The 16336-nt window shown below is 66.3% G+C and carries 12 protein-coding genes; 8 read left to right on the forward strand and 4 right to left on the reverse strand.

The genetic code is table 11. From position 1 onward, the window contains the following. Window positions 1-23: 23 nt before the first annotated feature. Together ACP7EY_RS08700 and ACP7EY_RS08705 are read left to right on the forward strand one after the other, a co-directional pair. Window positions 24-728 (forward strand): dienelactone hydrolase family protein, encoded by a 705-nt coding sequence (locus ACP7EY_RS08700; protein ID WP_426192479.1) that lies wholly within the window; start codon window positions 24-26, stop codon window positions 726-728. Between the two features lie 82 nt (window positions 729-810). Then, window positions 811-4104, forward strand: a complete 3294-nt coding sequence (locus ACP7EY_RS08705) for an SNF2-related protein (protein ID WP_426192481.1) — start codon at window positions 811-813, stop codon at window positions 4102-4104. Window positions 4105-4149: 45 nt separating this feature from the next. Here ACP7EY_RS08705 and ACP7EY_RS08710 read toward each other — a convergent pair whose 3' ends face one another. Beyond that, window positions 4150-4815: a YitT family protein gene (locus ACP7EY_RS08710; protein WP_426192483.1), complete on the reverse strand. Its 666-nt coding sequence runs from the start codon at window positions 4813-4815 to the stop codon at window positions 4150-4152. A gap of 406 nt (window positions 4816-5221) precedes the next feature. Then, complete coding sequence (locus ACP7EY_RS08715) at window positions 5222-7183, reverse strand: phosphatase PAP2 family protein (RefSeq protein ID WP_426192485.1); 1962 nt, start codon at window positions 7181-7183, stop codon at window positions 5222-5224. Window positions 7184-7326: 143 nt separating this feature from the next. On the opposite strand from ACP7EY_RS08715, the gene ACP7EY_RS08720 reads away from it, so the two are divergent. Continuing rightward, a complete protein-coding gene (locus tag ACP7EY_RS08720; protein WP_426192487.1) occupies window positions 7327-7785 on the forward strand; it encodes an FKBP-type peptidyl-prolyl cis-trans isomerase in 459 nt (152 codons plus the stop codon). Between the two features lie 22 nt (window positions 7786-7807). Here the strand turns inward: ACP7EY_RS08720 and ACP7EY_RS08725 are convergent, their stop codons facing one another. Further along, window positions 7808-9022, reverse strand: a complete 1215-nt coding sequence (locus ACP7EY_RS08725) for a TerD family protein (RefSeq protein WP_426192489.1) — start codon at window positions 9020-9022, stop codon at window positions 7808-7810. Window positions 9023-9235: 213 nt separating this feature from the next. On the opposite strand from ACP7EY_RS08725, the gene ACP7EY_RS08730 reads away from it, so the two are divergent. The 5 genes from ACP7EY_RS08730 (at window position 9236) to ACP7EY_RS08750 (ending at window position 14317) form a co-directional block, all read left to right on the forward strand. Continuing rightward, on the forward strand, window positions 9236-9811 hold the full coding sequence (locus ACP7EY_RS08730) for a TerD family protein (RefSeq protein WP_426192491.1): 576 nt from the start codon (window positions 9236-9238) through the stop codon (window positions 9809-9811). Between the two features lie 85 nt (window positions 9812-9896). Continuing rightward, window positions 9897-11198 (forward strand): VWA domain-containing protein, encoded by a 1302-nt coding sequence (locus ACP7EY_RS08735; RefSeq protein ID WP_426192493.1) that lies wholly within the window; start codon window positions 9897-9899, stop codon window positions 11196-11198. Between the two features lie 46 nt (window positions 11199-11244). Continuing rightward, the gene (locus ACP7EY_RS08740; RefSeq protein ID WP_426192495.1) at window positions 11245-12090 is read left to right on the forward strand and encodes a quinoprotein dehydrogenase-associated SoxYZ-like carrier; all 846 of its coding nucleotides are present in this window, start codon (window positions 11245-11247) and stop codon (window positions 12088-12090) included. Window positions 12091-12102: 12 nt separating this feature from the next. Continuing rightward, the gene (locus ACP7EY_RS08745) at window positions 12103-13044 is read left to right on the forward strand and encodes a quinoprotein relay system zinc metallohydrolase 2 (RefSeq protein ID WP_426192497.1); all 942 of its coding nucleotides are present in this window, start codon (window positions 12103-12105) and stop codon (window positions 13042-13044) included. A 4-nt stretch (window positions 13045-13048) separates the two neighbouring features. Further along, entirely contained in the window at window positions 13049-14317 is a 1269-nt protein-coding gene (locus ACP7EY_RS08750; protein WP_426192499.1) for an FCSD flavin-binding domain-containing protein, read from the forward strand. A 138-nt stretch (window positions 14318-14455) separates the two neighbouring features. Here ACP7EY_RS08750 and glmS read toward each other — a convergent pair whose 3' ends face one another. Further along, window positions 14456-16285: a glutamine--fructose-6-phosphate transaminase (isomerizing) gene (gene glmS / locus ACP7EY_RS08755; RefSeq protein ID WP_426192501.1), complete on the reverse strand. Its 1830-nt coding sequence runs from the start codon at window positions 16283-16285 to the stop codon at window positions 14456-14458. Window positions 16286-16336: the final 51 nt, after the last annotated feature.

Here is a 16336-nt window from a genome sequence, read left to right on the forward strand (position 1 = left end):
CCATCACACACAGGAGAACATACATGGGTATCAAGAGCGAATGGATTGAACTGGACGGGGCCGATGGCAAATTCGGCGCCTACCTCGTCACCCCCCACACGGGCAGCGGCCCCGGCATCGTCCTGATCCAGGAGATTTTCGGCGTCAACGAACACATCCGCACGGTGGCCGAACAATACGCCCATGACGGCTTCGTCGTCATCGTGCCCGACCTGTTCTGGCGCAGCGCGCCCCGCGTCGAGCTCGGTTACGACGAAGCGGGCTGGAAGCGTGCTGTCGAGCTGATGAATGCCACCGACCACCAGAAGGCCCAGGCCGACATCGGCGTGGCCATCGAAGCCCTCAAGGCGCACGAGGGCATGACGGGACCGGTCGCGTCGCTCGGTTACTGCTTTGGCGGCTTGCTGTCCTACCACACGGCCGCCAACGGCCTGGTCGATGCGGCCATCTGCTACTACGGCGGCGGCATCCAGAACAATCTCGATCGCGCCGCCGAGATCGAAGTCCCCGTGCTGATGCTGTTCGGTGAAGAAGACAGCCATATCCCGATGGAGGCCGTGCACCAGATCGCCGAAGCGTTCGTCGACAACGAGCTGGTCGACATCGTCAGCTTCACCGACGCCCAGCACGGTTTTAATTGTGCGCACCGCGACTCCTACAACCAGCGCGCCGCCGTCGAAGCGCACGGCGAATCGCTGATTTTCTTGAGCGAAATGCTGCCCGACTAAGCAAGAAGGGGCCGGCGGCGCCGCCGAGTGCGTCCGCCGTCGGCGATAATGGGACCTCGTTCGATTCCCTGCCGGCGCCCCCATGCATCTCACCATTGACGACCTGGGCGGTCAATTCGATCCCGCCACGTTTACGCGGGGAGACAGCTATGCGCGCCAGGGCATGGTGCTCGACGTGCGCGAGCACGGCAGCACCCTCGCCGGCACCGTGCGCGGCAGCGGCGCCCAGGTCTACCGGCAGCACATTATCGTGCGCGAACGGCGCCATGGCGTGTCCATCGATGGCGAATGCAGCTGTCCCATGTTCCACAACTGTAAGCACGTGCTGGCGGTCCTGCTGGTCCACTTGCAGCAGTCGGCCCACACGCCAGCCGGCGCCGCCCGGCGCGCACAGCAATGGCTGGACCAGCTGGCGCAGGCGCTCGCGCCAGCCAGCGCCGCCCCGGCCGGGGCCACCTACCGCCTCGCGTATGCCTTGACGCCCGATGCCCACAGCGGCACGCCGTGCCTGAACCTGTGCAAGGCGCGCCTGCGCAAGGACGGCAGCGTGGCCAGCGCCACCGTGATCAGCGATCTGTACGACTTGCTGGCGGCGCCGCCCAATTACGTCAAGCCGGCCGACGAAGAGGCGATCCGGCTGGTGGCCGCCTTGCGCGCCGGCCGCATGTTTTCCGACGACATTCCCGTCACGGGCCGGCTGGGTGCGCGCCTGCTGCAACAGTTGTGCGCCGACGGCCTGCTGATCTGGGCCGCCACCCGTGCCGACCTGAATCGGGGCGCGGCGCTGCTGATCGGGCCGGGCGCGCCCCGCCAGGGGCTGCTGGACTGGCAGGCCGACGGCGATGCCGCCGCCGCGCTCGCCCTCCAATGGCGCTTCGACGACGGCGCGCCCGTCGGCCACGTGTTGGCCACCACGCCCATGCTCTACCTGGACGGGCAACTGCTGGGCGAACTGCAGCTGCCTTCGGCGCTGGCGGCGCTGGCGCCGGCCACCTTGCTGCGGCTGGTCGAACAGGCGCCGCCCTTGCCGCCCGGGCAAGGGGCGGCGATGGCCACGCGCCTGCTCGAGCAGGGCTTCGACCGTATCGTGCCGCTGCCGCAAGCGCTCAAGGTGCGCCGGCGCAAGGGCATCGCGCCCGTCCCCCATTTGCTGTTGAGCAGCGTCGCCACGCCGTCCCGCACCGGCTTACAGTGGCACGATTATGCGCAGCTGTCGTTTCACTACGACGGCATCGAAGCCCCCGCCGATGGCAGCACCATCACGCGCAGGGCCGGCACCACGGTCGAGATCATCGCCCGCGCGCCCGGCGCCGAGGCGGCGCTGGTAGCGCGGCTGGCCGCGCTGGGTTTTACGGGCGCCGGGCCAGCAGGCCCGCTGGCGAGCCTGGGCACTGCCATCGCGCTGCCCGACGGCGCGGCCTGGCTGGCCTTTGCCCGCCACCAGCTGCCGCAGTTGCGGGCGGACGGCTGGCACATCGTCGTCGGCGGCGACTACCGCTACGAGGTGCTCGAGGTCGACGACTGGTACGCCGAGCTGGACGAAGATGACGACCAGGACGGTGGCGTCGACAACGCCTGGTTCTCGCTGGAACTGGGCATCGTGGTCGAGGGCGAGCGCCACGCCCTGTTGCCGCTGCTGTTGCAAATGATGCGCCATGCGCCGGCCGATTTCGATGCCGCCGCCCTGGCCGCGCGCGATGACGACGACGCCCTGGTCGTCGCGCTGCCCGACGCGCGCCGGGTCGCCCTGCCGTGGCAGCGCATCAAGCCCATCCTGGCCACCCTGATCGAGCTGCACCTGGGCGAACGCAGCGGCAAGGGCGTACGCCTGCCCCTGATCGACGCGGCGCGCCTGGCCGAACTGGAGGCGGCGGCGCAGTTGCGCTGGGTGGGCGGCGAACGCCTGCGCGCGCTGGCGCGCAAGATGCACGCCTTCGACGGCATCTTGCCGGTCGCCGTGCCGGCCGGCTTGCAGGCGCAACTGCGGCCCTACCAGCACGCGGGCCTGTCGTGGATGCAGTTTTTGCGCGAGTACGGCTTCGGCGGCATCCTCGCCGACGACATGGGATTGGGAAAGACCGTGCAAACCCTGGCCCATATCCTGGCCGAAAAAGAAGCGGGCCGACTGGACCGGCCCGCACTGGTGGTCGCCCCCACCAGCCTGATGGGCAACTGGCAAAGCGAAGCGGCCCGCTTCACCCCCGGTTTGCGGGTGCTGCTGCTGCACGGCAAGGAGCGGGCGGCGCTGTTCGCGCAGATCGCCGAGGCCGACCTGGTGCTCACCACCTACCCCCTGCTGGGACGCGACGAAGCGCTGCTGCGCCAGCACCGTTTTCACCTGTTGATCCTCGACGAAGCGCAAACCATCAAGAACAGCCGCGCCAAGGCGTCGCAGGCGGCGCGCCTGCTTGAGGCGCGCCACCGCCTGTGCCTGACGGGCACGCCCGTGCAAAACCACCTGGGCGAGCTGTGGTCGCAGTTTCATTTCCTGATGCCGGGCCTGCTGGGCGACGAACGAAGCTTCAATGCGCAGTTGCGCAAACCGATCGAGCTGCACGGCGACAGCCACGCCCAGCAAGCGCTGGCGCGCCGCATCAAGCCCTTCATGCTGCGCCGCACCAAGGACAAGGTGGCCACCGAACTGCCGCCGAAGACGGAGATCATGTTGCCCGTCGAATTTGGCGCGGCCCAGCGCGACCTGTACGAAACGGTGCGGGTGGCGATGGACCGCAAGGTGCGCGACGAAATCGACCGGCGCGGCCTGGCGCGCAGCCAGATCGTCATCCTCGACGCCCTGCTCAAGCTGCGCCAGGTCTGCTGCGATCCCCGCCTGCTGAAAAACCAGGCAAGCACGGCCGGCTCGGCCAAGCTCGACACCTTGATGGACCTGCTCGACACCTTGCTCAGCGAAGGGCGCAAGGTGCTGGTGTTTTCCCAATTTACCAGCATGCTGGCGCTGATCGGGGCGCAGTTGCGCGAGCGCGCCGTCGACTTCGCCCTGCTCACGGGCGACACGCAAGACCGCGCCGCGCCCGTGGCGGCCTTCCAGGGCGGCCAGGTGGCGGTGTTCCTGATCAGTCTGAAAGCGGGCGGGGTGGGGCTGAACCTGACGGCGGCCGACACCGTCATCCATTACGACCCGTGGTGGAACCCGGCCAGCGAGAACCAGGCCACCGACCGCGCCTGGCGGATCGGGCAGACGCAACCGGTGTTCGTCTACAAATTGATTGCGCGGGGCACGCTGGAAGAAAAAATCCAGGAGATGCAGCGGCGCAAGGCCGACCTGGCCAACGCGGTGCTCGACCCCGCCAGCGGCCTGGCCGGGCGGATCGACGCGGCCGATTTACAGGCGATTTTTTCGCTCAGCGCCGCCTAGGCGTTGCACGCGGCACGCGACACGCCGCATCGGGCACGGGAACGCTCAACTGCACTCGTAACGACCCGGCTTGTGCCAGGTCATCATCATGGCCGACAGGGCCACCCCGCTCAGGGCCGACCAGCCCACCAGCGTGGGCGAGACCACCGTCAGCGACATCAATAAAATCACGCAATCGATGGCCAGTTGCGAGCGGCCCGGATTGATGCCGAAGCGTTTCGACAGCCACATGGTGACGATGCCGGTGCCGCCCAGGCCGGCGCCATGGCGGGCGAACGCCAGCACGCCCATGCCGCACAAGGTGCCGCCGATCAGGGCGGCGAAGGCGGGATGGACATAGTTGAGGATGAAGGCGTGGGGAATCAGTTGCAGCAAGGCCATGATCATCACGCTGCCCAGCACCGACTTGACGGCAAAGCGCCAGCCCATGAACAGGTAGGCGAACAGGAAGAAGGGCAGGTTGATGGCCATGAACAGGGTGCCCACGGGCAGCGCCACCACGTAGGACATCAGCAGGGCGATGCCGGCGACGCCGCCCGTGACCAGGCCGGCCGCCTTGAGCATGGCGATGCCGATGGCGGCGAACAGCACGCCGGCGGTCAGGCCGTAGGCGTCTTCGAGCACGGTGTGGGGCATGCCGGCGGACACGCGCACGCTGGCCGGCGCCGTCGAGGCGGGCGTCACGCGCCCGTTCCGCTGGAAGGGACGCATGGAACACAGAGCCCGGGCGACGAGACCGCGCGGCAAGCGAATGGCGAGGGCGCCACGACCGATGCTGAAAGCATAAATGTAAATCCGAGCAAAATGAAAACGCGAACGCAAGCGCGGCGCGATGGCGGGCTTGCTCTGTGACCGGTATTCGAAGCGCTGTCTCGGCCCGTCTTTCCTGGTGGAAGTGGGGGAGCGCTTGCTGGGTGGCTGGCGTTCGGCGTGGAACGGCATGTCCGTGGCAAGTCGCGCCAGGCTCAAAAGCCCGCAGCGCGCTGCAGTCGACATTGTAGCGCAAGGACGCTGGCAATTCGAGGGGGTGTGGCGGCGGCCGGGGGCGATCGTTGTTATTTCGATCCCGGCCGCCGCGCGCTGGTGACGCTTGGCTTATTTGGCTTGTTTGGCTTGCTTAGCTGCCCAGGCGCAGTTGCAGGCCCGTTTCCGTGTAGCTTGGCGTGACACTGAAACCGTCGACGGTGATGGTGTCGAATTTGCCCTTCAGGCTGGCCGCGCTGATGACCACCAGGGTGTCGCCCACGGCCGGCTTGACGCCGTCCTGGAAGCTGATGCGCAAGCTGCCGCCGCCGATGGTGACGGCGCCGGCCACGCTCAGGCGTCCCTGCTGGGCCGCGCCCAGGCGCAAGGTCAGCGCCGCGCCGCTGAGCTGGGTGTACTTGCCGCCCACCACCAGCACGCCCGCTGCATTGCTGATCACGCTGGCGCCACCGGCCACGTACAGGTCGCCCTTGCCGAACGCCGTCGTCGACAGCGCTTCGAGCGTGCCGGCATCGATCTGGGTGCCGCCCGTCCAGCTGTTCTTGCCCTCGAGTTTCAGGCTGCCGCTGCCCTGCTTGACCAGTTTGCCGCTGCCGTCGATGTTATTGCGCCAGCGGTCGGCCGCGTGCACGCCGCCCTTGCTGGCGTCCATCGACAGCACGACGTTGCCGGTGAAGCGGCCATAGCCGTCGCCGGCCGCGAACAGATTCAGACGGCCCCAGCCCTCGGCATCGTCGAGCACGGGGTAGCCGGCGGCGATGGCCGTGGTTTTGAGCACCACGCGGCGCTGGGCATCGTCCAGGTAAGGCAGGCGGCTCTCGAGCAGCACTTCGGCGCCCTTCGGCACCGTCGCCGGCGAGGCGGCCACCGTGGCGCTCTGCGGCAAGCCATAGGTCAGGCGGCGCAGGTAATTGGCGCGCGCGCTGGCGTAGTCGGCAAAGCGGTCGGTGGGGGCGCTGCCGGAGACGGCGTAGGCGGGAAAGGTGGCGACGGTCGTGTTGGTCAGCTTGATCAGGGTGGTGTGGGCCTGGGCCAGCGCGGCGGCGCGGGTGCTGGCGCCGGCGGCGATCAGGTTGGCGGCAGCCACCGCCTGCGCCTGCACGCGCCCGCTGATGACGTCGAGCGGCGAATGCATGCCGGCCAGGATGCGGCTCTCGCCCAGTTCCAGGCCCCGTCCCAGCAGTTCCTGGTAGCGCTCGGGCAGCACGTAGGCCATGGCGACGGCGTTGCGGGTCGCTTCGGCCGCATGGCCGCTGGTAAAGCCGCCGTCGGTGGCCGGGGTGGCGCTCACGGCCGGAATAAGCTGCGGCACGATCTGCACCGCGCTGCTCCAGCGAAATGGCCGCGCATATTTATAGAAGCGCTTGGCCGGTTCGGTGGAGCCGTTGTTGCCCATCGCATTGACCAGGTCGATCACTTTGCCGAACTCGGCGTTGGTGTCGCCGCCGACGCCGTTGTTGTTGCCGCCGTCGTCATACTTGACGGTGAGGGCGTCGGCCGGCATGCCGTTGATGGTGGTGCTCTGGCGCGCCGCGCTGCGCCAGGCGGCCGTCAACGGCCCCATGCCCTCGGTGACGCTGTAGCCCTTGCCGCGGCGGTCGTCCAGGTAAGCCTGCAGGGCCTGCTCGGCGCTGCGGCTGGCGGTGGCCTTGACGACGTAATCGATGTTGGCGTTGTGCACGGCGGCGTTGACGATGGTGCCGCCATTGCTGCCATCGTTGGGCACGCCCGTCCAGCTCGACGCGACGACAGCAGGAAAACCATCGACGGCGGGCGCGCTGTTGCCCGCATCGACGATTTCCGTCAACGGTTTCCAGATCGCCAGCATGCCTCCCAGCACGCGCACGCCGGCATTGGTGGCCAGCGTGGCGTAGCGGGCATCGCCGCGCTGGTTGCTGGCCACGTTGTCGACAAAGGCCGGTGCGGCCGGCAGCGGCGCGCTGTCGGCGACGCCCTGGTCGGCCGGCGGGGCCGGCAGGACGAGGGCGGCGTCGGCCGGGTTGCCGCTGTTGGAGCCGCCGCAGGCGCTCAAGGCGAGCAGGGCACTGATGGCGATGGCGAGCGGCAGGCGACGCAGGGAACTGGCGTGGTGCATGGAAAATCCTTCGATGGACGGTAACGCATGGTGGGAAAAATCGAAGGCAATGGTACGAAGCAGGTGTGACGGCTTGATGACGGCAGCGCACCTGCCCTGTATGCTGCGAACGCGATTCCAGACAACCACCACGAAAGCACACCATGAAACAACTGTTATCTTCCTGCGTCCTCGGCCTGACCCTCACGCTGGCGCTGACCGGCTGCGAGCGCGCCGCGGCACCCGCGGCAACGCCAGCGGCCACTACGGCCCCGGCCGCTGCGGTGGCATTTCAAAAGATCGATACGCTGGCCGGCACCGGCAAGGAAGCGGTGGCGGGCGCCACCGCCGTGGTGCACTACACGGGATGGTTGTACGTGCCAGAGGCGCCCGCCCGGCACGGCGCCCAGTTCGACTCATCGAGCGGGCGCGCACCGTTCAGCTTTTCGCTGGGCGCCGGCCAGGTCATCAAGGGATGGGATGAGGGCGTGCAAGGGATGAAAGTGGGCGGCAAGCGCACCCTGATCATCCCTGCCAGCATGGGCTACGGCGACAGCGGCGCGGGGCCGATTCCGCCGAACGCCAGCCTGATTTTTGACGTCGAGCTGCTCGAGCTGCGCTAACGGCACCGGCGCGCCGGCGCCTTCAATCCTTGCTGCCCGTCTTCCAGCGCAGGCCGAAGCCATACTTGGTGTCGAGCAGCTGGTGCACGCTGGTGCTGCCCTGCTGGGAAAAATAATCGACCAGCTTCGTCACCTGCAGGGTACCGCCGTGGTTTTCGATCATGGCGATGGCGCACAGGGGCTGATTGCCGCCCTGGTCCAGGCGCACTTCCACGGGCGCCTGGTCGGCGATCTCGATGGTGACGACGCCATCGGTGGCGCTCCAGTCGGGCGCGCCTTCGTAAATAAACGCGAACACGAGGGCGCGCTTGATCTGGTCGAAGTGATCGCCATTGATGAACAGGTTTTCGCCGGTACTGACGCTGCCGGTGCGGTCATCGCCCTCGAGTGCAATGTAGGGGCGCTGATCGTAACTGCCCCACTGTTTACCGAGCGCCTGCACCAGGCCGGGCGTGCCATCGGCCAGCTCGAACAGGCACGCCAGGTCCAGGTCGATGCCCTTGTCCGGCTTGTTCATGAGCTTTTCGAAGAAGCCCGTTTTTTGCGCCACCCCGCTGGGCCGCTGGTTCCAGTTCAGGTTGACCTTGATGCGGCCGTAGCTCTTGCTGCCCCGCTTGTCGAGCGAGACCCGGTCGCCGCGCTTGTCGAGCGTGACTTTCGACAGCGAGATTTTCTTCGCTTCCACGGGCGCGGCGGCGGCAGGCGCGGCCGATGCCGATGCCGATGAAGCCGCTTCGCTGCCGCCGAAGTGGCTCAACAGCGCCGACAGGCCACCATTAAACCCCTGGCCGACGGCGCCGAAGCGCCACTGGCCGTCGCGCCGGTACAGCTCGGCGATGATGATCGCCTTTTCGTCGTTGAAGTCGGCGCCGCTGTACGGGAAGCTGACGGTGCTGTTGACCGTGAGTGCGCCGGCGCCGATGCTGCGCATGCTGGCGGCGCCGTCGATCGCCGCCGTAAACACCAGCTTGGCAATGCTGGCGGGCAGGGCGTCGAGATTGACGGCAAAGCGCGCCTGGTTGCCCTGGACGGCCAGGGTGACGGCATTGGCGGGACTGGCCAGCTGATTAAAAAACACCATGTAGCGGTCGTCGGACAAAGTGTCGCTGGCGTCGAGACCGAAGCAGGACACGTCAATGGACGCGCCGGGCGCGGCGATGTCGACGACGACGGTCAAGGGAGAGGTGCAGCCGAGATCGCTCAGTTTGCCTTTTTGGCCGCGCGAAAAAATATTCATGGTCAATGGATCCGTTTTAGAAAAAAGAAAGTGCATCGTAGGGACGACGATAGCAGAATTGGCACGCCCCACGCGGGTGCATTTCATGCGCGCGACATAAGGCCTGCTTAAGCTGGGAGGGTGGTTTCGTACTATCATAGATATCGATCCTGCAATCCGGCTTCGCCCCAGGCGAACCCGGCGCGACCATCAACCCCATACGGAGACAACACCATGGCAATCAGCTTGCAAAAAGGCGGCAACGTCAACCTCAGCAAAGAAGCACCGAACCTGACCACCATCGTGATCGGCCTGGGCTGGGATCCCCGCTCGTCCGATGGCGCCGCCTTCGACCTCGACGGCAGCGCCTTCCTGCTCAAGACCGATGGCAAGGCCCGCAGCGACAGCGATTTTATTTTCTATAACAACCTCAAATCGGTCGACGGTTCCGTGGTCCACGCGGGCGACAACCTGACCGGCGGCGGCGATGGCGATGACGAAAAAATCACCATCAACCTGAAAAGCGTGCCTGCCGACATCGACAAGATCGCCATCGGCGTGACCATCCACGATGCGGACGCCCGCCGGCAAAACTTCGGCATGGTCGCCAAGGCGTACATCCGTTGCCTGAACGGCGACGGCAATGCGGAAATCGCCCGCTTCGACCTGTCCGAAGACAGCTCGAGCGAAACGGCGATGATTTTTGGCGAAGTCTATCGCAACGGCGCCGACTGGAAATTCCGCGCCATCGGCCAGGGTTTCAAGGGCGGCCTGGGCCCGCTGGCACGCTCGTTCGGCATCAACGCTTAAGCTACTACGGCATCGTCCGGGCCTGCACTGCGCCCGGACAGTTTCACGTTTGCACCGACCATCGTCGCCTGACTGGGAGAACACCGTGGAAACTCTGTCCAAGGGGCAGCGCCTGCTGCTCGACAAGCAAGCCAGCACCGCCACCTTGCGCGCCGAGGCCGGTGCCGACGGCATCGCACTCGACTACGCCTGTTTCGGCCTCGACGCCAACGGCAAGCTCGTCAGCGAAGCCTACATGACGTTTTTTAATCAGCCACGCAGCCCCTGCGGCGGCGTCACGGCCACCACCCCCCACACGTTTTCGTTTGCGCTAGCGCGCTTGCCGGCACAGGTCGACCGCCTCGTGATCACCGCCAGCATCGACGGCGCCGGCACCCTGCGCCAATTACGCGGCGGCCACCTGGACCTGTTCGACGCGAGCGGCCAGCTGGCCCGCTTTGCCTTCACGGGTACCGACTTTGCCGACGAGAAGGCGCTCATGCTGGGCGAGCTGTACCGGAAAGATGGCGACTGGCGTTTCAAGGCCGTGGGCCAGGGTTTTAATGGTGGGCTCGACGCCCTGGTCCGCCATTTCGGCGGCGAGGTGGCGGCACCGTCGTCGGCGCCACCGCCGCCATCTACCATCAATTTTGAAAAACGGGTGGCGCAGCAGGCGCCCCAGCTGGTCAGCCTGGTCAAGTCGGCCGGCGTGTCGCTGGCCAAGGTGGGACTCGACAGGCACCGCGCCAAAGTGTGCCTGGTGCTCGATATTTCCGGCTCGATGGGCAGCTTGTACAAGAGCGGCCAGGTGCAACGATTTGCCGAGCGGGTGCTCGCGCTGGGCGGCACCTTCGACGACGACGGCGAAATCGATGTCTTCCTGTTCGGCCGCCACGTGCACCAAGGTGAGCCGATGGGCTTGTCGAACTGGTCCAGTTACATCAAGCGCATCATCGAGCGCCATCCGCTCGAAGGCGACACCCGCTATGGCGCGGCGATCGAAGCGGTGCGCCGCCACTATTTTCCCGACGCGGGCGGCGGCGCCCGCAGCGCGCCCCACCACGCCGACGTGCCCGTGTACGTGATGTTCGTCACCGATGGCACCACCTCGGACCAGGCCATGACGGAGCGCCAGTTGCGCTGGGCCAGCCACGAGCCCATCTTTTGGCAGTTCATGGGCATTGGCAAGGGCAAAAAATCGAAGAACAAGAAGCTGGCCCAGTTCGCCGATTCCGACTTTCCCTTCCTGGAAAAGCTCGACGATCTCGACGGCCGGCTGATCGACAACGCCAACTATTTTTCGGTGGCTTCGCCGGACGAACATGGCGATGCAGACCTGTACGACCTGCTGATGGGCGAGTATCCGGCGTGGCTGAAGCTGGCAAGGGGGCAGGGCATGCTGGGGTAAGTGGGCGCGCGGCGCCCTGATATTGCAACCATTTATGGGGGATGCGATGGAACATCGTCGAGGGCGTTCGCGGTGGGTGCTGGTGTTTTCCAGCCTGGCGACAATGGCCTTGCTGGGCGGCGCGCCACGGGCGCTGGGCGGGCAGGCCAACCAGGCCAAAGAGTCCAACGAGGCGCAGGCGCCCTGGCCCGCCTTGCAACAGGCGTATTTCGCCGGCCGCCGGCTGGAGCCGGCGCCGTTTATTCACCTGACGGCGCCCGCGCGCGCGGCCAGCGGCGAGCAGGTGCCGTTCGCGTTCAGCATCGACCATCCGATGACGGCCGATCGCTTCATCAAGTCCGTCACCGTGCTGGTCGACGCCAATCCCGTGCCCTTGACGGCGGTGTTCCACTTCACGCCCGACAGCGGCAAGGCGGCAATTTCAACGCGCATCCGCTTTGAATCCGATTCGCCCATTCACGTCGTCGCCGAGGCGAGCGATGGCAAGTTGTATGTCAATAGCATCGCCGTGAAGGCCTCCGGCGGTTGCGGCGGCACCACCACGGGCGACGATCCGGCCGCGCTGGCGGCGGCGGGCACCATGAAACTGGCGCTGGACGGGCCCTTCCAACGGGGCGCCCTCCACCATGCCAGGCTGTTGATCCGCCATCCCATGTACACGGGCTTGCAGCGCAATTTGCACACCAATGGATTCCGGCCCGCATTTTTCATCAACAAGATCGAAGTCAGCTACGGCGGCAAACCCGTGCTGACGGCCGACACCTCGATCGGCATCAGCGAAAACCCCGCGCTCGCCTTCAGCTTTATCGCCGCGCAGGCAGGCGCCCTGCAAGTTGTCATCCACGACAATGAGGGCGCCACCTTCCGCCAGTCCATCGATGTGGGAAGCTAGATGGGGCGCCCCGTGCAATGGGTCTGGCTGCTGGCGCTCGCCCTTGCCGCCCAGGTGGCGGCGGCGCCCCTGCGCGTTCAACAGGTCGCGCCAGGCGTGTATGTGCATGTCGGCCAGCACAAGGATGTCGAGGATGGCTACGATGGCGACATCGCCAACATCGGCTTTATCGTTGGCCGCGACGCCGTCGCCGTGATCGACACGGGCGGCTCGTACAAGGTCGGCATGGCCTTAAAACAGGCGCTGCGCGCGATCACGGCGTTGCCGATCCGCTACGTCATCAATACCCATGGCCATCCCGACCATGTGTTTGGCAACGCCGCTTTTATTGATGGCGCTGACACGCCGGGGCAGGCGCCACCGCGCCTGATCGGCCACGCCATGCTGCCGCAGGCACTGGCGGTGCGCGGTGACGCCTATGTGCGCAATCTGAACAAGCAATTGGGCAGCCAGGCTGCGCACAGCACGCTGGTGTCTCCCACCGCGCCCACCGATACCGTGCACGACCGCCTGCGTCTCGATCTGGGCGATCGCCCCCTGGAACTGCGCGCCTGGCCGCGCGCCCACACCAACCAGGACCTCACCGTGTTCGACGTGGGCACGGGCACGCTGTGGACGGGCGATCTGCTGTTTGTCGAGCGCACGCCGGCCGTCGATGGCGATGGCGATGTGACAGGCTGGCTGGCCGCCATCGAGACACTACAAACCGTGCCCACGACGACCGCCATTCCCGGCCACGGCCCCGTGCTCCGCAACAAAAGCGGCGCACTCGAGCGCCAGCGCGATTACCTGGCCACCTTGTTGCGCGACGTACGGGCGAGCATTCGGCAGGGCCGCAGCCTGGACGAGACGATGACGACGGCGGCCGCGTCCCAGCGCAAAAAATGGCAACTGTTCGAGGTCGTCAACGGGCGCAACGTCAACGTGGTCTATCCCGTCCTGGAATGGGAGTGAGGCCATGAAAAGGCGCCATTTTCTGGGACTGGCGCTGGGCGGACCGGCCTGGTCTGCCATGGCGGCGGCGGCGGCGGCGGGCCAGGGCAGCGCCTGCCAGGCCAGCCTGGGGCGGGTGGTGGTGGTGGGCGCCGGCTTTGGCGGCGCCACCGCGGCCAAGTATGTGCGCCTGCTGAGCGGCGGGCGCATCGAGGTCATCCTGGTTGATCAACAGGCCCAATTGATTTCCTGCCCGGTCAGCAACCGCGTGTTGGGCGGCCAGCTAACGCTGGAACAACTGACCTTTGGCTACGATCATTTGCGCCACGAGCACGGCGTCCAGTTCCTGCGCGGCAGCGTCACGGCGATCGACGGCGAGACCTCGCGCATCGTGGTGGCGGGCAAAAAGCTGTCGTATGACCGGCTCATCGTCGCGCCCGGCATCGACTTCCTGTTCGACGCCTTTCCCGCGCTGGCCGCCAGCGGGCAGCAGATTCCCCATGCGTGGAAGGCGGGCCCGCAAACGCGCAATTTGCGCCAGCAGTTGCTGGCCATGCCCGACGGCGGCGTGTTCACGATCGTGGTGCCCGCGCAGCCCTACCGCTGCCCGCCGGCGCCCTACGAGCGCGCCTGCCAGGTGGCGTTCTACCTCAAAACGCACAAGCCCCGCGCCAAACTGATCGTGCTCGACGCCAACCCCGTCATCACCTCGAAGCGCGCCCTGTTCGAGCGCGCCTGGCGCGAGCTGTACCCGGGCCTGATCGAGTACGTCCCCAGCAGCGAGGTGCAGCAGCTCGAGGTGGCCAGCAAGACGGTCAGAACGGCGTTCGACACCGTCAAGTCCGACGTGCTGAACTTCATCCCCCCGCAGTGCGCGGGGCGCATTGCGCAGGTGTGCGGTCTGGCCAATGTGGGGCAGCGCTGGTGCGAGGTCGACTTGGTGACGTATGGCTCGGCGGTGCTGCCGCGGGTGCACGTGATTGGCGACGCCATCGACGCCGGCTTGCCCAAATCGGCGCACATGGCCAATGCCCAGGCCAAAGTCTGCGCCCGCGCCGTGGTGGCGCTGATGCAGGGAGAAGCGCCCGATCCGCTACCGGCTTTCAGCAACACCTGCTTCAGCTTCATCGACGACCGCCAGGCGATGCACATTTCGACGCGCTATCGCTATGATCTGGTAACAAGAAGCATGGTGGTGGCCGGGGAGGCCATGTTGTCGGAGCGGCCGTCGGCGCAAGAGGGTGTCGATGCGGGGGTGTGGGCGCAGCAGATCTGGGCGGATGTGCTCAGTTAGTGGAGAAATAAAAAAGGGAATCCGTTCCGGACTACGCCGTCCACGGATTCCCTTCTTTATTTACTTCACTTGCCGACGGCTGCGACGCAAGTCTGCAGCGTTGCGTCATGGGTCAATCTGGCCTCGACCCCGATCCGCTTACTCCACCGTCACCGACTTGGCCAAATTACGCGGCTTGTCCACATCCGTCCCCCGCGCCAGCGCCGTGTGATACGCCAGCAATTGCAGCGCCGCCACGTGCAGGATCGGTGAGAGCAGGCCGTAGTTTTCCGGCAGGCGGATCACGTGGACGCCATCGCCCGAGGTGATGCGCGAGTCGACGTCGGCGAAGACGTAGAGCTGGCCGCCGCGGGCGCGTACTTCCTGCATGTTCGATTTCAATTTTTCCAGCAGGGCGTCGTTGGGGGCGATGGTGACGACGGGCATTTCTTCCGTCACCAGCGCCAGCGGGCCGTGCTTGAGTTCGCCGGCGGGGTAGGCCTCGGCGTGGATGTAGGAAATCTCCTTGAGCTTCAAGGCGCCTTCCAGCGCGATCGGGTAGTGCATGCCGCGGCCCAGGAAGAGGGCGTTTTCCTTGCGGGCGAAATCTTCCGCCCAGGCGATGACCTGCGGCTCGAGCGCCAGCACGGCCGACAAGGCCACCGGCAAGTGCCGCATCTGCTTCAAATACAGCGCTTCGTCCGCTTCAGGGAGGCGGCCGTTGACCTTGGCCAGCGTCAAGGTCAGCAGGAACAGGGCGGCCAGCTGCGTGGTGAACGCCTTGGTCGAGGCGACCCCCACTTCCACGCCCGCGCGCGTGATGTAAGCGAGCGCGCACTCGCGCACCATGGCGCTGGTGGAGACGTTGCAGATGGTCAGCGTGTGGCGCATGCCCAGGCTGCGCGCATGCTTGAGCGCGGCCAGGGTGTCGGCCGTTTCGCCCGATTGGGTGATCGTCACGACCAGGGTGTTCGGGTGCGGCACGCTGTCGCGATACCGGTATTCGCTGGCGATTTCCACCGCGACGGGCACCTTGGCCACCGATTCGATCCAGTACTTGGCCGTCAGGCCCGCATAGTAACTGGTGCCGCAGGCGAGGATCAGCACGCGGTCGATGTCGGCAAATACCAGCGCGGCGTTGTCGCCGAACAGGTCCGGGGTGATGCCGGCCACGCCCTCGAGGGTGTCGCCGATCACGCGCGGCTGCTCGAAGATTTCCTTTTGCATGTAGTGGCGGTACGGGCCCAGCTCGGCAGCGCCCGTGTGGGCGTGCACGGTCTTGACTTCGCGCTCGGCCGGGCGGCCGTCGACGTCGACGATCCAGTAACGGCTCAGTTGCAGGTCGACGACGTCGCCTTCTTCCAGGTAAACGATCTGGTCGGTGGTGCCGGCCAGCGCCATGGCGTCGGAGGCGACGAAATTTTCGCCCTGGCCCACGCCCAGGATCAGGGGCGAACCCTGGCGCGCAGCGACCACCCGGTGCGGCTCTTCGCGGCAAAACACGGCGATCGCATAGGCGCCCTGCAGGCGCTTGACGGCCTGCTGGACGGTGTCGAACAGGTCGCCGTTGTACATCTGGTCGACCAGGTGGGCAATGACTTCGGTGTCGGTCTGGCTCTGGAACACATAGCCCTGGGCCGTCAGCTCGGCACGCAGTTCGTCGTGGTTTTCAATGATGCCGTTGTGGACCAGGGCGATGCGGGCCGATTCCTCGGTGGGGGAAAAGTGCGGGTGCGCATTGTGCGACGCCGGCGCGCCATGGGTGGCCCAGCGCGTGTGGGCGATGCCCGTGAAACCTTCCATGCCGATCTCGGCCATCTGGGTTTCCAGCTCGGCCACGCGGGCCGTGCTGCGCGAACGCTGCAGGCGGCCATCGACGTGCAAGGCGACGCCGCAGGAATCGTAGCCGCGGTATTCAAGCCGTTTCAAACCCTCGAGCAGGATGGGGGTGATGTTGCGTTGCGCTACTGCGCCGACGATACCGCACATGGTTGCCTCAATGAAATAAGATGAATGAAGAGTATCCTAGATGAAACTGAA

Origin of the sequence: Massilia sp. DWR3-1-1, from assembly GCF_049898325.1 — a bacterium.
Taxonomy (GTDB): Bacteria; Pseudomonadota; Gammaproteobacteria; order Burkholderiales; family Burkholderiaceae_D; genus JAFCUW01.